At 57.7% G+C, this 19,616-nt stretch carries 16 protein-coding genes; 8 read left to right on the forward strand and 8 right to left on the reverse strand.

Features of this window, described 5'->3' with window-relative positions:
- The first annotated feature begins 717 nt into the window (after positions 1–717).
- The 5 genes from ACQZ6D_RS10195 (at position 718) to ACQZ6D_RS10215 (ending at position 8,157) form a co-directional block, all read left to right on the forward strand.
- Positions 718–1,680, forward strand: a complete 963-nt coding sequence (locus tag ACQZ6D_RS10195; RefSeq protein WP_035199459.1) for a hypothetical protein — start codon at positions 718–720, stop codon at positions 1,678–1,680.
- Between the two features lie 151 nt (positions 1,681–1,831).
- Positions 1,832–3,853, forward strand: a complete 2,022-nt coding sequence (locus ACQZ6D_RS10200) for a hypothetical protein (protein WP_035199460.1) — start codon at positions 1,832–1,834, stop codon at positions 3,851–3,853.
- A 76-nt stretch (positions 3,854–3,929) separates the two neighbouring features.
- A complete protein-coding gene (locus ACQZ6D_RS10205; RefSeq protein WP_013761577.1) occupies positions 3,930–6,152 on the forward strand; it encodes a type I secretion system permease/ATPase in 2,223 nt (740 codons plus the stop codon).
- 8 nt (positions 6,153–6,160) lie between these two features.
- Positions 6,161–7,525 carry an HlyD family type I secretion periplasmic adaptor subunit gene (locus tag ACQZ6D_RS10210; RefSeq protein WP_003510897.1) on the forward strand — a complete coding sequence of 455 codons (1,365 nt, stop codon included), beginning with the start codon at positions 6,161–6,163 and terminating at the stop codon, positions 7,523–7,525.
- Positions 7,526–7,662: 137 nt separating this feature from the next.
- Positions 7,663–8,157 (forward strand): hypothetical protein, encoded by a 495-nt coding sequence (locus tag ACQZ6D_RS10215; protein ID WP_013761578.1) that lies wholly within the window; start codon positions 7,663–7,665, stop codon positions 8,155–8,157.
- Positions 8,158–8,176: 19 nt separating this feature from the next.
- On the opposite strand, the gene ACQZ6D_RS10220 is transcribed toward ACQZ6D_RS10215, so the two are convergent.
- From ACQZ6D_RS10220 to ACQZ6D_RS10230, 3 genes are all read right to left on the reverse strand, one after another.
- Positions 8,177–9,445, reverse strand: a complete 1,269-nt coding sequence (locus ACQZ6D_RS10220) for an O-antigen ligase family protein (protein ID WP_065687765.1) — start codon at positions 9,443–9,445, stop codon at positions 8,177–8,179.
- 7 nt (positions 9,446–9,452) lie between these two features.
- Positions 9,453–10,739, reverse strand: coding sequence for a polysaccharide biosynthesis/export family protein (locus ACQZ6D_RS10225; RefSeq protein ID WP_013761580.1), 1,287 nt, complete (start codon positions 10,737–10,739; stop codon positions 9,453–9,455).
- A 194-nt stretch (positions 10,740–10,933) separates the two neighbouring features.
- Entirely contained in the window at positions 10,934–11,614 is a 681-nt protein-coding gene (locus ACQZ6D_RS10230) for a sugar transferase (RefSeq protein ID WP_003510909.1), read from the reverse strand.
- Between the two features lie 361 nt (positions 11,615–11,975).
- Between ACQZ6D_RS10230 and ACQZ6D_RS10235 the strand changes: the two genes are divergently transcribed.
- The gene (locus tag ACQZ6D_RS10235) at positions 11,976–12,209 is read left to right on the forward strand and encodes a hypothetical protein (protein WP_065662593.1); all 234 of its coding nucleotides are present in this window, start codon (positions 11,976–11,978) and stop codon (positions 12,207–12,209) included.
- A 21-nt stretch (positions 12,210–12,230) separates the two neighbouring features.
- On the opposite strand, the gene ACQZ6D_RS10240 is transcribed toward ACQZ6D_RS10235, so the two are convergent.
- Complete coding sequence (locus tag ACQZ6D_RS10240) at positions 12,231–12,779, reverse strand: cupin domain-containing protein (RefSeq protein ID WP_003510910.1); 549 nt, start codon at positions 12,777–12,779, stop codon at positions 12,231–12,233.
- A 146-nt stretch (positions 12,780–12,925) separates the two neighbouring features.
- Here ACQZ6D_RS10240 and aptA point away from each other — a divergent pair, with 146 nt between their 5' ends.
- Entirely contained in the window at positions 12,926–14,260 is a 1,335-nt protein-coding gene (gene aptA / locus ACQZ6D_RS10245; protein WP_003510911.1) for an omega-aminotransferase AptA, read from the forward strand.
- 145 nt (positions 14,261–14,405) lie between these two features.
- Positions 14,406–16,226, forward strand: coding sequence for a methyl-accepting chemotaxis protein (locus ACQZ6D_RS10250; RefSeq protein WP_003510912.1), 1,821 nt, complete (start codon positions 14,406–14,408; stop codon positions 16,224–16,226).
- A gap of 110 nt (positions 16,227–16,336) precedes the next feature.
- On the opposite strand, the gene ACQZ6D_RS10255 is transcribed toward ACQZ6D_RS10250, so the two are convergent.
- The 4 genes from ACQZ6D_RS10255 to ACQZ6D_RS10270 all read right to left on the reverse strand — a co-directional run bounded on the left by ACQZ6D_RS10255 (position 16,337) and on the right by ACQZ6D_RS10270 (position 19,519).
- The gene (locus ACQZ6D_RS10255; protein ID WP_035251547.1) at positions 16,337–17,122 is read right to left on the reverse strand and encodes a L,D-transpeptidase; all 786 of its coding nucleotides are present in this window, start codon (positions 17,120–17,122) and stop codon (positions 16,337–16,339) included.
- Positions 17,123–17,141: 19 nt separating this feature from the next.
- Positions 17,142–18,197 carry a L,D-transpeptidase family protein gene (locus ACQZ6D_RS10260; protein WP_448729902.1) on the reverse strand — a complete coding sequence of 352 codons (1,056 nt, stop codon included), beginning with the start codon at positions 18,195–18,197 and terminating at the stop codon, positions 17,142–17,144.
- 156 nt (positions 18,198–18,353) lie between these two features.
- Positions 18,354–19,139 (reverse strand): SDR family oxidoreductase, encoded by a 786-nt coding sequence (locus ACQZ6D_RS10265; protein WP_025595662.1) that lies wholly within the window; start codon positions 19,137–19,139, stop codon positions 18,354–18,356.
- Positions 19,136–19,519 (reverse strand): hypothetical protein, encoded by a 384-nt coding sequence (locus tag ACQZ6D_RS10270; RefSeq protein ID WP_025595660.1) that lies wholly within the window; start codon positions 19,517–19,519, stop codon positions 19,136–19,138. Before ACQZ6D_RS10270 ends, ACQZ6D_RS10265 begins: the two co-directional genes overlap by 4 nt.
- Between the last annotated feature and the right edge of the window lie 97 nt (positions 19,520–19,616).

Consider the following 19,616-nt stretch of genomic DNA (forward strand, 5'->3'; position numbering starts at 1 on the left):
CAATTGACGTACAAAATTGGTTACGCCCGTAATGAATCGTTGAGCCCGGAACCAGTGTAAAAACAAACACATCGGAAAAGCTTTCGCTCCGGTTTTGCAATCCGGGAAAATATAACTTTTGGTTGATATCCCTTTACATACCTGCCCGGCAAAGGAGCTTCCGGAATGTGCCATTTCGGGATAGGGACCCTTCTCACCGCCATTGACTACCTTTTTAGAAAAAGCAGCTTTTCCCGGCCTGAGCGCGATTATTTGCGTCTGAACCGGCGGCAAATCTCCATGCGACCGCCTTCCGACATATATATTGGTGGTAAGGGTGCCGATATGTTTAGCCCGAATTGATAGCTAGGAAGCGCGATTTTTCTGCTGCACAGTCTGACCGTCGCTGCAAACAGTGACCGATGGAAAGACAACCCCGGCCTTTGACGTGTGTTTGCAAACGCCGGTTCCTTTTCAAGACATAACGAAAGCAAAAAGACGAAGCCACCGCGCTCCCAACGGAGCGAGGAACGGATTTGTGCGCCTTAATACCGAGTAGCGCACAAGGGCTGAACGAGAAGAGCCCGGTTACGGGCCGATGCCAAGCCGCAGATGAGACGTACCGAGTGCATCTGCAGAACATCAATCTTTGTGCAACGCGGAGCAAGCGCGAAAAAATCCCGTTTTAGATGAGAGGGATTTCGAAAGCTGCTCCGAGCTTTTTCGGAGGAAATCGACATGGGTTACAATCCACAGCCTGCGGGCGACGACATCACCAAGATTGGCGCGCTTTCGGAGGGTTTCGCCAACACCTCGACCAATGACGCAAAGGTGGACGACAGCAACGTCGGCACCGCAAACGGTGAAAACCGCAACAACGACAACAGCGACAACAGCACCAATGTGGATGTTGACGCCAAAATCGACGTTGCAGTGGGCAACGGCGACAATCGCGACAACGACTATGACTGGAGCTATGACAGCAAGTCTTACAGCGACAACGATACGACCGTAAAGACGAGCACCGAAACCAGCACCGAAATCAAGACCGATTACGACTGGAGCTATGAAAGCAAGTCGTACAGCGACAACGACACCAACGTGAAGACGGTCACGGATACGGACACCAAGACCTTCTCCTATTCCGACGACGACACGACAACAACAACAACGACGACTTCCGACAGCTTCAACTCCGCTGACAGTTTCTACAAGTCGGATGACGACTTCGGCAACATCGCCGGCGTCAAGGATGTCGGCAATCTCGGCATCGCTGGCGGAGACCTCACCTTTAACCTCGGTGACGACTTCTCCTTCACACTTGATGTCGACAATATCCTCAACAGCTCGCTCAACGGCGAAGGCAACGACACGGGCTTCAGCCTTGTGCAGGCCAACCACCTGGCGGATCAGGATCAGGCCTGGGATGTCAGGATGGACAATGGTGGTGCCCAGAACCACCTGAGCGCGAATGCCGGCGACGCCTTTGGCGCAGAAGGCATGGACGGCAAGGGATGGGACCTCAAGGCTGGCGACGACGCTGCGGGTACCAGCACTGCAGATGCATCGGCTATCCTTGCAAACTCCGGCTTCCATCTGGAACTGGTGCAGGGCGCCAACATGCTCTCCAATGCCGTTGATGTCTCGGTCACAGGCGGTAACTCGCATGTTTCTGATACCGGCGAGGACAGCGGCTCCTGACGAGTACCTCTCTATGAAAAAAGCTGCACCGGCATTCGCCGGTGCAGTTTGCGGTTGAAGGACCGGGTTTGCGCGAAGACGAAGCACCGCCTCTTGGACGTGTGCCGCCCGCCGCCCAGGCTCTGCCGCGATGATCAGGGAGGGACCTGCAATGCAAATCGACAGAATTTCAGACATGATTGCGCATTTCATCGGCCTGTTCGACACGGTGATCGAGGAAGCGCGTCTAAGAAGCAACTATGCCGAAGGCACGGCACACGCGAACAAAGACCGGTTGTCGGATGATGACGCGGCAAGACTGCTAGACAAGACCTACGACTTGCAGCTTCAGGATTACGATCCCGGCGTTAAATATCGCGCCGGCTATTACGACTTCGACTATCTGCAACCGCATTTCGCTCGCATGGTCGAACACGACATGCAGCAGCTTGCAAATGCGATACCGGTCGATATGTCAGCCGCGCATTTCCGTTTTCCGGGCAGTGTCTCCTTTGAGCAAGAACGCGAACTGGTGGTGCACACCGGCCCTGGCTCGGTTATCGCGCATGTCACGCAGGTCAACATTCTTCAGGACGACGACTATCTGAACATGACGGACGGCCCAAATGTGGCGCGCGACACCAGTTTCGTGACCCAGCGCACCGTCGAGTTCCATAACGAAGCAGCCGTCTTCACGCCCTTTTCCGTTTTCCAGCGCACCGACAGCTACGACGCGTTGCAGGCGCTCGCCAAATCAGCACATGATTATATCGACCATGCGCGCGAAAATGACGTGACGTCCCTTGGAACCGGCGCGGAACAGGATTTCGTTCTCGCCGGCAATGACATCAACGGCCTCTACATCAATGGCTCCATGGCAAGCGAAAAGCCAATGCTCGACGACTTCATGCCGGATCGTGGCATTGCCAAGCCCGCTGAAGAGCCTGAAAAGAGCGATGTTTCGCTGCATGAGGATAGCCCCGCCGGAAACAGCCTCGATGTGGCTGCCGGCGCAAATGTCGTCGCCAACATAGCAACGCTGGTCAATACTGCCGTCATGGCCTCCGTCACCACCGTCATGGGCGATTATCACCAGATCGATGCAATCACCCAGGCCTATGTCTATAGCGACCGCGATGAGGTCGATTCCGTTTTCACGCAGTCCGAAGACCATGACGCAACCGCCGCCTACAATATTGCGACCTTCTCACGCAGTGTCTATCCGGGTGCAGAAAGCGCCGATAGCAGCCACGATAGTGGTGAACCGCCAATATTTCCCACTGCCTGGCGTGTCAGCGTCCTCGAGGGAGACGTGTCTTTCGTCCACTGGATCGAGCAGTACCAGTTCATCAGCGACAACGACACACTGACGGTTACCTCTTCGGGTGCCAGCGTCAGCTTGCTGAGCGGTGGCAACGCTGCCCTCAACATCGCCAATTTCCTCGGCATCGGCATGCAGTACGATCTGGTCATCGTCGGCGGCAATGTGCTGGACATGAACCTCATCAGCCAGATCGCCGTGCTTTACGACAATGACTGGATCCGCGCCAACCCCGACGCGCCTGAGGGCGCCACCGTTCAGTCCGGCAACAACCTGTTGTGGAACGACGCCAGCATCCACAATGTCGGTGGCAACGACCGTTTCGAAACCATGCCGGACTATATGGCGCAGACGGTGAAAGCGATTAACGAGCGTGATCCGAACATGCCGGACGCGCTTGCCCACGATGCCAATTTTGCGGGCTATCAGGGGATCAACGTCCTTTACATCACTGGCAATCTTTATGACGTCAGCATCATCAAACAGGTGAGCGTGCTGGGCGATTCCGACTATGTGACGCAGGCAGCCGCAAAGATTCTGGAAAACAACGAGAACGTCACGATCCATATCGATACCGGCAGCAACGCCGTCATCAATCTCGCGCAGATTATCGATTACGACAGCTTCGGTTCCACCACCTACGTCGCAGGCGGGCTTTATTCGGATGCTATCCTTATACAGGGCGGCATCATCGAAAACGATGCGTCGCAACCGGGTCACCAAGGCCAGCAGCTGGCAAACGAAGTTATCGCGTTTCTGCACGACGATCCCGCCACCATTCAGAATGAATCCGATGGCGTCATCAACGCCGGTCACGACATGTCGTGGTCGAGCGCGCATTCATCCGACGTCATGCAGGCGGTCACTGCATAGGTTTTGACAGGCGGGGAGAAACGCCCGCCGCCAAAGCCGCAGAAACCGCGAGATCACTGAGGGGATTAATAAAAAAATGGATCATATTTCAAGAAAAACCATTACCGCCGGGCACTCGCTGGACTTGCCGCTGGATCAGGATGCGGAAGACAGCAAGCTGACTGATGCCTGCATTTCGGCCATAAACGAGGCCGTCGAAAACCTGCGTCACCTGTCCGGCGCGGAACCGACCGTGAAAGCAGCCTCGCCCTCCCCTGAGATCACACCGCCCCGGCCCCTTCCACAACATTCCCCATACGCCGAACAACCGCAAATGCGTGACGTTCCGCAGGAAAGGCCAGTGCCGCCGCAGCAAGACCGGCGCCCCGCCTCACCGCCGGAGCCGGAAGCAAAGGTGGACAATACCGAGCTGAAAAGCGCACCCGACCTGCCCTTCGTCAAGACCATCGACAATAATGACGGGCCTATCCGTGAAAACGAGCGCCGTCCGGTGACGGGCGGCGGCGGCAACGGCAAGGAGCCGACGGAGAATGGCGGCGGTGGCGGAGGCGGCGGCGGAAGCCAGAGCGGCTTCCACAAGCGCAGTGAACCCGTCAATTTCGCCGCCAGCCTCGCCAAGGGCATCGCCGCGATACGGCGCAACATGGCGATCGTGATGCTGTTCACCATCGCCATCAACGTTCTGCTGCTTGCCATCCCGCTCTATCTGTTTCAAATCTCGGACCGGGTCCTGACAAGCCGCTCCATGGATACACTCGTCATGCTGACGGTCGCCGTTCTCGGCGCGGTTCTGTTGCAAGCCTTCATGGACGCCATCCGGCGCTTCATCCTGATGCGCACCGCTGTCGAGCTTGAAGTGCAGCTTGGAGCGCCGATCCTGTCGGCAGCGGCCCGTGCCTCCCTGCATGGCAGCGGCAAGGACTACCAGATTCTGCAGGACCTGCAGCAGCTGCGTTCCTTCATTACCTCCGGCACCCTGATCGCCTTTCTCGATGCGCCGTTGATGCCCCTCTTCATCGTGGTGGTTTATCTTGTACATCCGCATCTCGGCATCATCATCATGGTCTGCTGCGCGGTGCTGTTCATCATAGCCTGGCTGAACCAGCGCTTCACCGCCAGACAGTTCGCGGAAGCCTCCGGTTATCTGAGCCGCGCCAATTTCCATCTTGATTCCATGTCGCGCAACTCGCAGATCATCAATGCCATGGCGATGATCCCAGAGGCCGTGAAGATGTGGGGTCGTGAAACAGCCGGATCACTGAAGTCGCATGTGGCGGCGCAGGATCGCAACATCATGTTCTCAGGTGTTTCCAAAGCAGCCCGCATGATCACGCAGGTGGCACTCCTGGGCTGGGGCGCGCATCTGTCTCTCGCAGGCGAACTGACCGGCGGCATGGTGATCGCAGCATCCATCATTTCCGGCCGCGCGCTGGCACCGATCGAAGGGGCGATCGAGGGCTGGCATCAGTTCAACAAATCTGCAGCCTCCTATAGCCGTATCAAGCAGCTTCTCATCACCTCACCGCTCAATTTCCCGCGTCTGCGCCTGCCCAATCCGGAAGGGCGTCTGGATGTGGAACGTATCCTTTTCGTGCCGCCGCCGCAGAAGAAGGTGATCTTGAACGGCATTTCCTTTTCGCTGAAGAAAGGTGAATCCCTCGCCATCATCGGCAATTCCGGTTCCGGCAAGACGACGCTTGGCAAGATGCTGGTCGGCTCCATCCTTCCCACTTCCGGCAATGTCCGCCTTGACCTCATGGACCTGCGCAACTGGGACCAGCGGCAATTCGGTGAAAGCATCGGTTATCTGCCCCAGGACGTGCAGCTGTTTCCCGGCACCATCAAGGCCAATATCTGTCGCATGCGTGACGATGTCGAAGACCGGCAGATCTACGAGGCGGCTGTGCTCGCCGACGTACACGAGCTGATCGCCGGTTTCCCGCAGGGTTACGAAACCGTGGTTGCCGCCGATGGCGCACCGCTTTCGGGCGGCCAGAAGCAGCGCATCGCGCTTGCCCGCGCATTCTTCGGTGATCCAAAATTCGTGGTTCTGGACGAACCAAACTCCAACCTTGATACGCAGGGCGAACAGGCGCTGGCAAAAGCCATTCTGCACGCCAAGAAACAGGGCATCACCACCGTCACCATCACCCAGCGACCCGCACTTCTTCAGTGCGTCGACAAGATAATGGTGCTGAAGGACGGATCGGTCGCCATGTTCGGCGAACGGATGGACGTACTGAAGGCCATTTCCGGCAATGGCCGGCAAAGTAGCCAGTCTCCGCAGATCGAGGGTTGAGGATCGTCATGTTCAAGAAAAAAACCGCCGTCGCCGTCGCAGAGGTAAAACCCCAGGGCCAGCTTGAGTGGTACAGCGAAGTGCCACGTTCCATTCGCCTCCACAGTTCAATCGGTCTTGCCGTGCTGCTCGCCTCCTTCGGCGGTTTCGGGTACTGGGCCGGCACTGCACCGCTCTCCGCCGCCATCATTGCCCAGGGCAGCTTTGTCGCCACCGGCAACAACAAGGTCGTGCAGCATCTGGAGGGCGGCATCATCAAGGAAATGATGGTCAGCGAAGGCGACACCGTCAAGGAAGGAGACGTGCTTCTGACGCTCGACAAGACGACGGCGCTCGCCAACGAGCGCATGTTCCAGCTGAGACGCCTTCGCCTCGAAACCATCGTCACGCGCCTGCGCGCCGAGGCGCAGGGCCAAAAAAGCTTCAAGGTGCCTGACATCGTCATGAAGGAAGCCAGCGATCCTGATATCAAATCCATCATCCAGAGCCAGAACATCGTGTTCCACAGCAAGATCGTGAAACTCGACGAGCAACTGAATCTCATCGAAAAGAACATCAAGTCGCTGGAGTTTCGTTATGCGGGCTATGAGGGGCAGAAGCAGTCCTTCGACCGTCAACTGGCACTTCTGACCCAGGAGCGTGATTCCAAGGAAAGGCTTGCCAAGGACGGTGTCATCCGCAAGACCGACATGCTGGCGCTGGAGCGCGCCATTGCCGATGCCATGGGCGATATCGCCCGACTGACCGGCGAGATGAACCAGAGCGAGGCTGAAATCGCCAAGTTCAAGCAGGAAGCGGTCATTGCCATCAACGCCAACAAGCAGGCTGCTCTCGACGCGCTCGAAACCGCAGAAGCCGATCTGGACAGCGTGCGCGAGCAAGTGCGCGGTGCCGCCGAAGTGCTGGAACGCACCGTCATCCGCTCCCCCGTCAACGGTACCGTGGTGCGCGCCTATTACCACACGGCAGGCGGCGTCATCACCACCGGCAAGCCGATCATGGAAATCCTGCCCGCCCACGTTCCCCTGATCCTTGAGGCGCAGGTTCTGAGAACCTCCATCGACCAGTTGCATGAGGGCCAGACGGCAGCGATCCGCCTTTCGGCACTGAACCGCCGCACCACGCCTGTTCTGAACGGTAAGGTCTTTTACGTATCCGCCGACAGCATCGAGGAAAATGCAGGCCTGCAGGTTAAGGACGTCTATATCGTGCGCGTGCAGGTTTCAGACGAGGAGATCGCGAAGGTCCATAATTTCCATCCCGTTCCCGGCATGCCGGCGGATGTCCTGATCCAGACTTCGGAGCGAACCTTCTTCGAATATCTGACCAAGCCTATCTCCGAGAGCATGTCCCGAGCATTCAAGGAAAGATGAAGAAATACCGCTTTTCCAGGAAGGTTGGATGGCGGTTTTGCGTCTGGAAAATGCGGAACGCAGAAGGACCTACGCTGTCAATCCCGTCCAGATCGGCATAGAATGCCAGTATATGTCTGGTGGGGCGGGAGAACAGCATGGCAGCAATGTCGGATATATTGCTGATGGTCGGCAGGCTGAATTACGTGTGGACCAACACCGAAAGCCTGATGATCTATCTGATCGTCCATCTCCTGAAAGTGGAGAAGGAAGCGGCCATCGTCGTGTTTCTGACGCTCAACACCACGCGCGCACGCATGGATCTCATCGAGCGTCTGGCAAAACTTCCCTCAACACCAGCGCCGGATCGCAAGACCATTCTCTCCATCATGGCGCGGCTCAAGAAAGAATCGAAAACGCGCAACAAATACAATCATTGCATCTACTCCTTCGACGAAAAGGGCGAAATTGCCAGCACCCAGCTCATGCGACTGGTGGAGGACGAAACCCAGGTCCGTTACGGCAAGGTAGAACGCATGGACGAGAAAGAAATCGAACACCTCGAGAAATCCATCGCCGACATCGTCTCTGTCAGCAAGGACATGTGGAGTTTCATCCACGCCAGCCCGCACGTCTCATCGGATTACCTCTAGGATCGGGCAGAGCGAATGCTCAGGCTCGCGTCTGTAACCGCACGCCAATCGCGGGATGAGTTTCGCTGTTCTGCGTGGCTTTCGCCGGCAGGCATAGTTTTCCGGCGGCGAAATACAGCAGGAACGAGCCGATCTGGAATGGGAAGATGATATCGATCTCCACGAAGGAGCGGACGACGAACAGCGCGCAGATGGCAAAGAGAATGACGCCCTGCGGATCGCGCTGGCGCATCAGGACCGAGCGCAGATGGCCGAGCAGCGTTCCGTAAAGCACCATGCCGAGCAGAACCATGCCGACGATGCCATTCTCCACCACCGTCTCGATATAGGTGTTGTGAAAATGGAAGCCGCTGCGTCCGGTAATGAAGAAGTCGTTCCACAGGCGCTCGGCATCGGCAAAACCTACCACCCAGAACCCCTGGTAACCAACGCCGAGGATCGGTGTCTGCTTTGCCGCTTCGATGCCCTGCTGCCAGAGATAGGTGCGTCCTGTCAGTGTCGAATCCTTGCCGAAAAGGCCGAGAATGGCATCAAGCAAGCCGAACTGCAGGGACGCGACCACCAGCAATATGCCAACACCGCCGAGTGCGAAAAAGGTCATCTTGCGGTTGGCCGGTGAAAGCATGCCAATCGGGATGAAACCGATGATGAGGGCGACCACCGCCGCCGTGGTAATGGTGGATGTGGCCGATTGCGAAGCAATTAGGCTATAGGCCGATAGGAGCCCGGTGATGCCCGCGATCGGCAGCCAGATACCCCTTTGCTTGAGGATCAGCACGGATGAGACGGCGAAAATGACGCCGAGCGAGGCGTAAAAGCCAAGCTGGTTCTTCGATGAGAAGGCCCCGACGAAACTGTAGGTTCCATCAAGCGCATCGAAAAGGTGGACACCGAACAGCAGCGAATAGAGCAGAATGACGGTGATGCCGATCAACGCCCCACGCGTCAGCGTGCGGATGGAGACCACCCGCATGGCGATAAGTGCACAGACGATATGCGTCATATACTGGATGGAAGCGCGCATGGTGACCGATGCTGCCTCCGACCAGAAGCTCGACAGCACGGTCAGGATGCCGAAGGCGAATATCCACAGATAGCGCGGATAGTTACCCAGCACGCGCCGGTAATTGACCACTACCAGGGGCAGCCACATGCCATAATAGGCCAGAATCGAGATTTGCCCGAAACGCGACGAATAGGCGAAAACGAAGAATGACAGCGCAATCGCCGCCATTCCGTAGACTTCATTGCGTTCGGGATCGATCAGTGCCGATTTGGCGATCCGCATGAAAACCTCACTGCATCAGGATTTCGGACGAGACCTTGATGACGTCGCCTGGCTGGAGCATGGCGTTTTCATCCACCTTCACTTCCTTCGGCTTGCCGTTTTCCTCACGCACCACGACGTAGCTGATTGTCGCGGATTTTCCCGACGGATCGAAACGGATCGCCTCAGCCGATTGTGCGAGCGCCTCCGACATCAATTCCCGGCTTGTACCCAGTTGCAGATTGAGCTTGTCGAGTTCCGCTTCCGTGTCCTGCAATTCCTTGGAGCGCTGTGCCACCCAGTCATTGCGCAGGTTGATTTCATCCTGGGTCGCCTTGTTGATATCCTGCTTGGCCCGCAATGACTGCGTGTCGATATCAAGCAGTGCGGCTTCCACCTCCGCTGCACGTTCTTCCGCGGAAATACGCCGTTGCGATAGTGCAAGGCCCTGCTCGTTCAGCCGGTTGACGCGGTCTCGGTCCTCATTGGCAAGCTCGAGCTGGCGGTTTTGCGTTTCCGATTTCTTTTTCAGCGATTCGACTTCGCTTTCCAGAAGCGCATGCAGATCCGTCAGCGCCTTGAGCTGCAAAGTGTAACGCTCGGTGCGCGATTTCATCAGCGCGCTTTCGCTGGCGAGAAGCGCGTCGATCTCGGCAATCTTTTCCATCTCCGGCGTCTTGGCGATGACCGTGTCACCCTTGACCTCGGCGATCAACCGCGCCTGACGGGCAAGCAGCCTTGCGCGCTGGTTGTCGTAAACGGCTGCGTCGCCGCGGGCATTTATGAAGTCGCGGGCAAAACGCTGCCCGGCATCGGAGCGCCGCAACCCGCCGGCAAGGCTTACGGCCTTCAACACCGTGAGATTGGCAGCATAGGGATATTCGCCTGGCGTCTGTACATCTCCGCTGAGGAAGATCGGCCGGAACTGGGCGATTTCGACAGAAGCCGACGGCAGATTGCGAAGGGCGAACTTGCTCTGAAGCTGGGCTCCAATCGCCTCACCGACCTCCGCGGAGGTCTTCCCCGCCACATCCAGTTGGCCGATGAAGGGCAGCGACAGCGCGCCGGATGGGCCGACGGAATAATCGCCGTTGATGACATCCCAGTTGCGGATGCTGCCATCGGCCGGCTGCCATTCGGCAACGCGGATGCGCAGCTTGTCGGCGGTGCCAAGCTTGTATTGAGCGCCTTCCGCAGCCATTGCGGAAAGCGGCGCTCCAAATGCGACGGATGCGACAAGCAGAAGGGCGGAGAAAGTGCGTCCGGCGGTTCTTTTTGCAAGCGGACGGCTAGCGACGGCAATAGGACCGTTCATCGGGAAACTCCCTGTTTGCGGATCGCCGCGCGGGCGATCAGGCGATAGAGCAGCCGGACGGTGCCGGCTGCACAGCGCCGCAAAAAGCGGCCATTATGATTTGCACCAATGACGCACCCAAAGACCGGACTTGGGATCCCGGTCAGGGTGCGTGGCAAAACAAAGATCGATAAAGCCAAACTCAATATCGGTTTTCAGTAGCTTCCGCGTGAAAGGCACACGGCGGGAATGGTCTTGACGATGATGAAGACGTCCTGTCGCATCGACCAGTTCTGCACATATTGCGTGTCGAAAGCCACGCGGGTCTTGTAGCTTACGTCATTGCGGCCGCTGATCTGCCAAAGGCCGGTCAGGCCCGGACGGGTGCTGAGGTAATAGGCGGCATCGCTTTCGTAGTAGCTCAGCTCCTCGTCGACGACGGGGCGCGGGCCAACGACGCTCATTTCGCCGCGGATGATGTTGAGAAGCTGCGGCAGCTCATCAAGGCTGAGCTTTCGCAGCACGGCACCAACTGCGGTTACGCGCGGATCATTCTTGAGTTTGCGGGTCGCACGCCATTCCTCGGCGGCCTCCGGATTGGCGGCAAGATATTGCCGCAACATTTCATCACCGTTCATCGCCATCGTCCTGAATTTCAGGCAATGGAAATAGCGGCCATTATGTCCCACACGCCGGTGCCCATAAAAGATCGGGCCGGGATCGGACAATTTCACCAGTGCGGCGATCAACAGAAAAATCGGGCTGAAGATGAGCAGCGCAAGCAGGGCCGATGTCATATCGAAGCTGCGTTTTGCGATGCCCCCGATAGGGAAACTGACATCGAAGTCTTCGGAACTGCTGAGTGTCTGTTCAGCCGATTGGGTCGCGGACTTCATAGAGAGAACTCCATTTATGTTTTGCGATTGGTCGGTGCCCGGAGGCGTGTCTTTCCGTCTAAAAGAGATAACAAGTCTGTGTTCTGAATTTGATGCTAATGGATTTTTTGTAAGGCACATTGCCCCTGACCGTCTATGCGATTTCTTGCGAGAGCGGCCGATCAACGTCAGGGCAATATTAACGGTTGCATAAAAAAGCAACAAATGTGCCGGCGGCCATGTGTTGAGAGCATGGGTGCCGCTCCCGCATGTATTGCGTTTTCGACAACAGATAGTCTTTTCTTATATGTTTCTTGTGACTTAATCAGGTGAGACAGGAACGCCAAGAACAGCCATGCGTCAGGAAGAATATTAAATTTTTTTGCAGCGCAGCAAGATTGTGGCAATGCATATAAAATTTGACATATTAGCCGGGATTTTTTTGCCGGCACGCCAACTTCGCCAAGAAAAAGCGATGGAAAAATTGCAAAAGCGGCGCAAAAGCGGCAAAATAATGGCGGGAACCCGTATCAAAGTTCGGTCGGCTCGTAGAAAATCTCTCCGGCTGGACCATATTATCTCCGGCTGCAACGGTCCGACCACCATTCCGGCGTGACTTTACCCGAAAGCCATAGAATCAGAAGGTGGGTGGTGTGCAGGCGCTGATAACCTCGCACGGCACTGGACCAACGCAGCGGAAGCGGTGCGGCCTGCGGCTTTCGAAATAATAGGCATCCCCCGGACCAAGAACCCGCCGCTCCTCGTCGACCGTCACCTCCAGACGCCCGGAGAGGATGATACCCCCCTCTTCTCCATCGTGGACCAGTGGCACCTTGCCAGTATCGGCACCCGGCTGGTAACATTCCTTCAGGATTTGCAGGCTGCGGCCGAAAACATTTTCGCCCACCTGCCGGAAGGATATCGGTCCTTTGCCGATTTCGACAAGTTCATCCGCGCGGTAAAATGCCTTGCGGCTGGTCTCCGGCTCGTAGGCGAAAAATTCGGCAAGGCCGATCGGTATACCGTCGAGAATGCGCTTCAGCGCGCCGACGGACGGGTTGGAGGTGTTGGATTCGATCAGCGAAATCGTCGAATTGGTAACGCCAGCACGTCTTGCCAGTTCACGCTGGGAAATATTGTGACGCAGCCGCAAATGGCGCAAACGCCCGCCTATATCCACCGACATGCGTGATCCCCCGTTGCCGTTGTTCGAAATATCGAAAACTACCTTTCCCGCCTATAACATTTTCAATGGCTTGGCCACAGCGAGAAAAGGGCTTGTTCAGCCCGGAAAATAGCTTTCAATCACCGGCACCGAACAGGAGAACCGTTATGGACAACCCCAACCGATCCAACTCCACCTCACTCGACAGCTACTGGATGCCATTTACCGCCAACCGGCAGTTCAAGGCCAATCCCCGCCTGCTGACGAGCGCGGAGGGCATGTATTACACCAGCAATGACGGTCGTCAGGTTCTCGACGGTACAGCTGGCCTGTGGTGCGTCAATGTCGGCCATGGCCGCCACCAGATTGCATCCGCCGTCAAACACCAGCTTTCGACCATGGATTATGCGCCCTCGTTTCAGATGGGCCATCCCGTCGCCTTCGAATTCGCCGAGCGGCTGGCGGAAATCGCGCCTGGCCCGGAAGGCGCGAAGCTCGACCGCGTGTTCTACACCGGCTCGGGTTCTGAATCAGTCGATACGGCGCTGAAGATTGCGATCGCCTATCAGCGCGCCATCGGTCAGGGCACCCGCAGCCGTCTGATCGGCCGTGAGCGCGGTTATCACGGCGTCGGTTTCGGCGGCATCTCCGTTGGCGGCCTTGTCAACAACCGCCGTGTTTTTCCGCAAATCCCGGCCGACCACCTGCGTCATACCCACGATTTGGCGAAAAACAGCTTCGTAAAGGGCCAGCCCGAGCATGGTGCCGAACTGGCAGACGATCTGGAACGGCTGGTTGCTCTGCATGGGGCCGAAACAATCGCGGCCTGTATCGTTGAACCGGTTGCCGGCTCCACCGGCGTGCTGGTGCCGCCGAAGGGTTATCTGGAGCGCCTGCGGGCCATCTGCGACAAGCACGGCATTCTGTTGATCTTCGATGAGGTTATCACCGGTTTCGGCCGTATGGGCTCGTCCTTTGCCAGCAACTACTTCGGCGTGACGCCTGACATCGTTACCACCGCCAAGGGGCTGACCAACGGCGCAATCCCGATGGGTGCGGTTTTTACCAGCCGCAAGGTGCACGATGCGTTGATGCATGGGCCTGACAACCAGATAGAGCTGTTCCACGGCTATACCTATTCCGGACATCCGGTTGCCTGCGCCGCCGGCATCGCCACGCTCAACATCTACCGCGACGAAGGGCTCTTTACCCGCGCGGCAGAAATGCAGGATGTCTGGCACGACGCCATCCATTCGCTGAAGGGCCTGCCCAATGTCATCGACATCCGCACCATCGGCTTCATCGCCGGCATCGAGCTGCAATCGCGTGATGGAGCTATCGGCGCACGCGCCTATGACGTTTTCGTGGATTGCTTCGAGCGCGGTCTGCTCATTCGCGTCACGGGCGATATCATTGCCCTTTCGCCGCCGCTTATCGCCGAAAAATCCCATTTCGACGATATCGTCTCGATCTTGGGCGACGCGCTGAAAAGAGCGGATTAAAAGTATAAATCTCTAATAAATAAAAGGCTGCAATTTCTATTGCAGCCTTTTTTTGCATTTATCAAGACCGCAACAAAAATAGATCATTTCTTAAGCATATTCTATTAATTTCCCGTAGTATAACCAACCGAGCGGGAATGGCCTCATGGCGTCGATTCAGAAAAAAATTATATTTGCAAGCATTGCAATCTTTTCCATCACCGGAAGCGCGGCGGGGGTCGGTATCTGGGCGACGAATACGCTCAATCGCAATAGTACGGATGTATCGCGGTCCGCCGAGATACTTCACAATCATATGCGTGCCGACATGATGCACGATGCGCTGCGCTCAGACGTGCTGGCAGCCATTCTTTCCACGAATGATACGATGGGCCTGTCGTTCGACGCGGTAAAGGCCGACCTTGCCGAACATGAAGCCACTTTCCTTGAAGCATTGAAGCTAAACAAGGCGCTTACCGAAGGTACGAACGCCAAAGCCGTTATTGAGAGCGTTGAAAAACCGCTTCAGTCCTATCTTGAAAGCGCCAAAACGGTGGTTGGCCTCGTCAACGCCGATCCGGGCGCGGCGACAAAAATGATTCCGGACTTCATGCGCCAGTTCACCACTCTCGAAACCGCGATGGAAACGGCGAGCGAACAGATCGACGCGCTTTCCGAAGCAACTGTCGCGGAAAGCCAGGAGACGAAGGCGGTAATCGAGCTCGTATTAGAAGGGCTGCTGGTTCTGGCGACACTCTTCTGCGTAGGCCTCTTTATCCTCACCCGCAAAACGGTAACGGGTCCAATCCTGCGCCTGTCGAAGACGATGGAAATCCTTGCCAGCGGCGACACGTCACAACCTCCTTCCGGCATGGACCGGAAGGATGAGATCGGCTCCATGTCCGGCGCGGTCGAAATATTCCGGCAGGCGGCGATTGCCAATCGGGCGCTCGAAGAACAGGCCGCAGCAGCCAGACTGCAGGCAGAAGCCGATCAGGCGGCGGCGCGACAGCAAGCGGAGGACGATGCGTCAGAGCGGCTGCGCATCGCCACTTCCGGTCTTGCGACAGGACTGAAGCGGCTGGCATCGGGCGATCTGGCCTTTCAGCTCGATCAGGCCTTTGCCCCTCAATTCGAGGCCTTGCGTCACGATTTCAACAGCTCAGTGCGTCAACTCGGCGAAACGCTGTTCGCCATTTCCGATGGCATCAGCACCATTGACGGCAGCAGCCGGGAAATCGCCGCAGGTGCCGGCGATCTTTCCCGCCGCACGGAAAATCAGGCAGCGTCTCTGGAACAGACAGCAGCAGCTCTCGATGAAATCACGGTCAATGTTTCAAACGCCAACAAGCGTGCCGCCGAAGCGCGGCTCGCCGCCACCGATGCCAACCACAGCGCACTGAAATCTGTGGAAGTTGTCAGCCATGCGGAAGAGGCGATGCGCCGCATCGAAACCTCGTCCCGGCAGATCACCGGCATCGTCGGCGCCATAGACGAGATCGCCTTCCAGACAAATCTTCTGGCGTTGAATGCAGGCGTGGAAGCCGCGCGCGCCGGTGAAGCCGGCAAGGGATTTGCGGTAGTGGCGCAGGAAGTGCGCGATCTCGCCCAGCGCGCAGCAAAGGCCGCAAGCGAAATCCGCGATCATATCCGGCAATCCTCGACGGAAGTGGAAAGCGGCGTGAAACTGGTTCTCGACACCGGCACGGCGCTGAAGGAGATCGGCGAGCGTATCGCGGGCATCGATCGCCATATGAACGCCATCGCCACATCGGCGACCGAACAATCGACCGGTCTTGCCGAAATCAACGCGGCGGTAAACTCCATGGATCACGCCACCCAGCAAAATGCTGCCATGGTGGAACAATCCACTGCGGCTTCTGCAATGCTCGCCGCCGAAACGGCAAAGCTGCGCTCGCTTGTATCGCGGTTCCGTCTGGAAATGGAAAGTGCCGGTAGCCGCGACGTTACCCGTCGCGTTGCCTGAGGTCGCTGCCGCAGATCGAGCCGGCAGCCGCAGTATCGAAGCGCTGTGATTGCGCCTTCATTCATTAGCCATTTCCAGCCGCCCTCTCAGGCGGCTGGAAATTTCGTCTATCAATAGGTCTGCATTGGTTGCGACAGGCCGTCGCCGACCACGCCGCCGCCATACTGCGCCACGGGCACGCCTGCCTGCCCGATAGGAACACCCTGCTGTGCGGGCCCGAGCGCCGTCACCACAATCGGCGTACCATCAGGCACACGGTTATAGAGGTCGACAATATCCTGGTTCAGCAGACGCACGCAGCCGGAGGAAACCGACTTGCCGATCGTCCACCATTCCGGCGAGCCGTGCAGACGGTAGATCGTGTCCTTGCCGTCCTTGAAGATATAAAGTGCACGCGCACCGAGCGGGTTCTTGAGGCCCGGCTCCATGCCGCCATTGCGGCCGCTATAGGGTTCCAGCTCAGGCTGGCGGGCAATCATCTCGTCGGGCGGCGTCCAGCGCGGCCATTGACGCTTGTACTGGATAACGCCGCGTCCGGCCCATTCGAAGCCCGCGCGGCCGAGACCGACGCCATAACGCATGGCCTGGTTGTTCTCGTAGGTGAGATAAAGGAAATGGTTGGCGGTATCGACCACAATGATGCCGGGACGCTCACCGGTGGGATTTTCCACCATTTGACGCAGGAACTGGCGCGGGATCCGCTTGTAGGGAATTTCCGGCAACGGAAACTGCTCGTCGGGCTTCGGACCGTACATCAAGGCATACATCGGGTCGTCGGCCGGGGCTGTTGGCCGTGTGGCCTCACGCGCGGTGGTGTTGCAGCCTGCAAGGCCGGCCAGCGCCAATCCGCCCGCTCCAAGCAGGAAACCTCGCCGGGTCGTTGTCGTGTCGTTCAATTGAAAAACCTCATCTGCGTCATCTTGCGCTGGCAAAGGGATCTGCCAGCGCCGCCTCGGGGCGGCTTATAGGGTACTTCGTGCCGGAGACCTGCGATGCCATGGCCTTTGCGCCACTGGATTTCAGGATGGCACGGAAGCTCGGGTGCATGCCGCCGTCTACATACGCGCTGACCGGGGCAGAAGTTCCCTCGTTCATCGCGGCGGCAAATTTCTGTTGCTCTTCGGCCATTTTCGACGCCACCAAGGGGTCCGGCTGGTTTATCGCAGGTGGGCAGGCCGCCAGCGGATCGGCAGGCTCACCGCCGGCAAATTCGCTGTTAAAAACGTATCGCCGGCCACAAACGGAAACCTTTGGCTGGCGGCGCGTCACCTCGAAATAGTCATAGCCTTCCTTGAGCGTCTTCCAGAAGGGCATATTGGGATCGTCCCGATTCGCCACCATGTTCCGCGCGCTCATGCGGAAGGGATAGGCCTGAACCTGAAAGCGGTCCTGCCCGCCCTGCAGCGCGCGCGCCACGACCGCATAAATCTCGCCGACCTGTTGATCGGTCATCGCGTAACAGCCCGACGAAGAACAGGCACCATGCACCATCAACGCTTCGCCGGTGTAACCAAGCGCCGATTCCAGCCGGTTGGGATAGCCGAGATTGAAGGAGACGTAATATTGCGAATTGGGGTTCAGCATGCCTGCGGAGACATGATAAAATCCTTCCGGCGCCTGCCGGTCGCCCGTCTTCGTCTTCGGGCCAAGTTTTCCGGACCAGCGGCACATGGGATAGGTCTTGAGCAGCGCATAATTACCGGTCTTGTCGATCTTCCAGACCTCAAGCTCGCTTTCCTGCTTGAAAATGCGAACGAGAACCGGGCTTTCCGGGCGCATGCTCTTGGCAGACATCTGCGCCATCATCTTGGATGACAGCTTCGGCGGGTCCTTTTTGACGCTGTCGAGACCCATGGAGGTGCACGCGGCGAGACCGCTGCCGATCGCGACGACCGCAGCTATTCTAATTCCCGCTTTTACCCTGCGCCGCAGCCCCGCACTTGCGAAGTTCAGCAATGCATTCACACCCATGGATCGTTCTGCCCGCCCGATTTGCCCGCCTTTGTGGCAGAGGCTTAACTAGCGAAGGTGGCCATATGGCGGCAACCTCCCGCAAGGACAAAGTCTCGTGAACAGACGTTACCCATTCGTTAATCATACGCACACAAGCCTGTGATGGAACTGCCGCTACCGAAGAAGCCCCTGCCCGCCATCGATCCATACCGGCGTTCCGGTGATATGGCGCGACTGGTCCGATGCCAGAAAACCGATCAATGCAGCAACATCCTCGCTCGTCCCTGCAACCCCGCCGGTGACCGGAATGTCACCCGCCGGGAAACGGACTGGCACTTCGGTCCTGTCGCGCCCGCGTATGTCGGTATTTTCGTCAATCGCCGTTTCAATTTCGCCCGGACACACCGCGTTGACACGGATGCGATGACGCCCGAGCTCCAGCGCCAGTTGCTGGGCCATGGCAAGCTGCCCGGCCTTCGTCACCGAATAGGCGGTAGCGCCCGGCGAGTTGAAAGTGCGTGTGCCGTTGATGGAAGAGACGATGATGATGGAGCCGCCACCTGCCGCCTTCAGATGCGGCACACTGGCATGGATAGTTAGATAGGTGCCGCGCAGGTTGATGCGGATCGTATCGTCCCACTCCGAAGGCGTCAGCTCGTCAATCGGCGCCCAGACGCCGTTGACGCCCGCATTGGCCACTACGACATCCAGACGGCCGAAAGCATCGGCAAGCTCTGCGACGGAGTGTCGCATAGCTGCCTCTTCCGCCACATCGGCGACGAGGACCTTAGAAGCGCCAGATAAGGCGGAAATCTCATTTTCCACTGCCTGCAATTCAGATTCGGTACGGCCGAGAAGGCCTACGGAAAAGCCTTTCGCAGCCAGATGAAGGGCAGCAGCCCGGCCGATGCCGGAGCCAGCGCCGGTGACGAGGGCGACTTTACCATTGGCCAAGGTCACAGCCCTCCTTTTCTCGACGCGATCGAGGTGACCGTTGCCGAGACGGGGTCGCTCGCCGGAAAACTGTCTTCCAGCCCCTCTTCCAGTTCCTCTTCAAGAATGTCACGATCCTTCGATGTGCGGGCGCTCGCCTGACCGTGCGGGGCTTCATCCTGCGCCGTGCCGAGAGCGGAAAACTGCGACGGCGCATCGGCGCCTTGACGCGTTCCGAATGCCGTCAGCTGAACCATCACCGCGCTCGCGCGTTTGATGGCCTCCGCATCGTCGATGCCATCAAGACCGTCGGCAAGGCGGACCGAGACCTGATCGCCGTCGCTGCCGACAAATTCCACGGAAATCACTCCGTTATCCCGTTTTACATAGGTCGTAGAAAGTTGCATGACATGCCCTCCGATTTGAAAAAGCATCGGCGTAACCCGATGCGACAACACACTGAAACCTGAATTCACAACGATGGCAGAGCAGAAGGGGTTCCAG

The organism is Agrobacterium sp. 22-3639C2 (assembly GCF_053522105.1).

Bases quoted from the DNA above. Each gene is read 5' to 3' on its own strand.
- ACQZ6D_RS10205 (WP_013761577.1), top strand. From the start codon at position 3,930: ATGGATCATATTTCAAGAAAAACCATTACCGCCGGGCACTCGCTGGAC.
- ACQZ6D_RS10215 (WP_013761578.1), top strand. From the start codon at position 7,663: ATGGCAGCAATGTCGGATATATTGCTGATGGTCGGCAGGCTGAATTAC.
- ACQZ6D_RS10195 (WP_035199459.1), top strand. From the start codon at position 718: ATGGGTTACAATCCACAGCCTGCGGGCGACGACATCACCAAGATTGGC.
- ACQZ6D_RS10200 (WP_035199460.1), top strand. From the start codon at position 1,832: ATGCAAATCGACAGAATTTCAGACATGATTGCGCATTTCATCGGCCTG.
- ACQZ6D_RS10210 (WP_003510897.1), top strand. From the start codon at position 6,161: ATGTTCAAGAAAAAAACCGCCGTCGCCGTCGCAGAGGTAAAACCCCAG.
- ACQZ6D_RS10230 (WP_003510909.1), bottom strand. From the start codon at position 11,614: ATGAAGTCCGCGACCCAATCGGCTGAACAGACACTCAGCAGTTCCGAA.
- ACQZ6D_RS10240 (WP_003510910.1), bottom strand. From the start codon at position 12,779: ATGTCGGTGGATATAGGCGGGCGTTTGCGCCATTTGCGGCTGCGTCAC.
- ACQZ6D_RS10260 (WP_448729902.1), bottom strand. From the start codon at position 18,197: ATGGGTGTGAATGCATTGCTGAACTTCGCAAGTGCGGGGCTGCGGCGC.
- ACQZ6D_RS10250 (WP_003510912.1), top strand. From the start codon at position 14,406: ATGGCGTCGATTCAGAAAAAAATTATATTTGCAAGCATTGCAATCTTT.
- aptA (WP_003510911.1), top strand. From the start codon at position 12,926: ATGGACAACCCCAACCGATCCAACTCCACCTCACTCGACAGCTACTGG.
- ACQZ6D_RS10225 (WP_013761580.1), bottom strand. From the start codon at position 10,739: ATGAACGGTCCTATTGCCGTCGCTAGCCGTCCGCTTGCAAAAAGAACC.
- ACQZ6D_RS10270 (WP_025595660.1), bottom strand. From the start codon at position 19,519: ATGCAACTTTCTACGACCTATGTAAAACGGGATAACGGAGTGATTTCC.
- ACQZ6D_RS10220 (WP_065687765.1), bottom strand. From the start codon at position 9,445: ATGCGGATCGCCAAATCGGCACTGATCGATCCCGAACGCAATGAAGTC.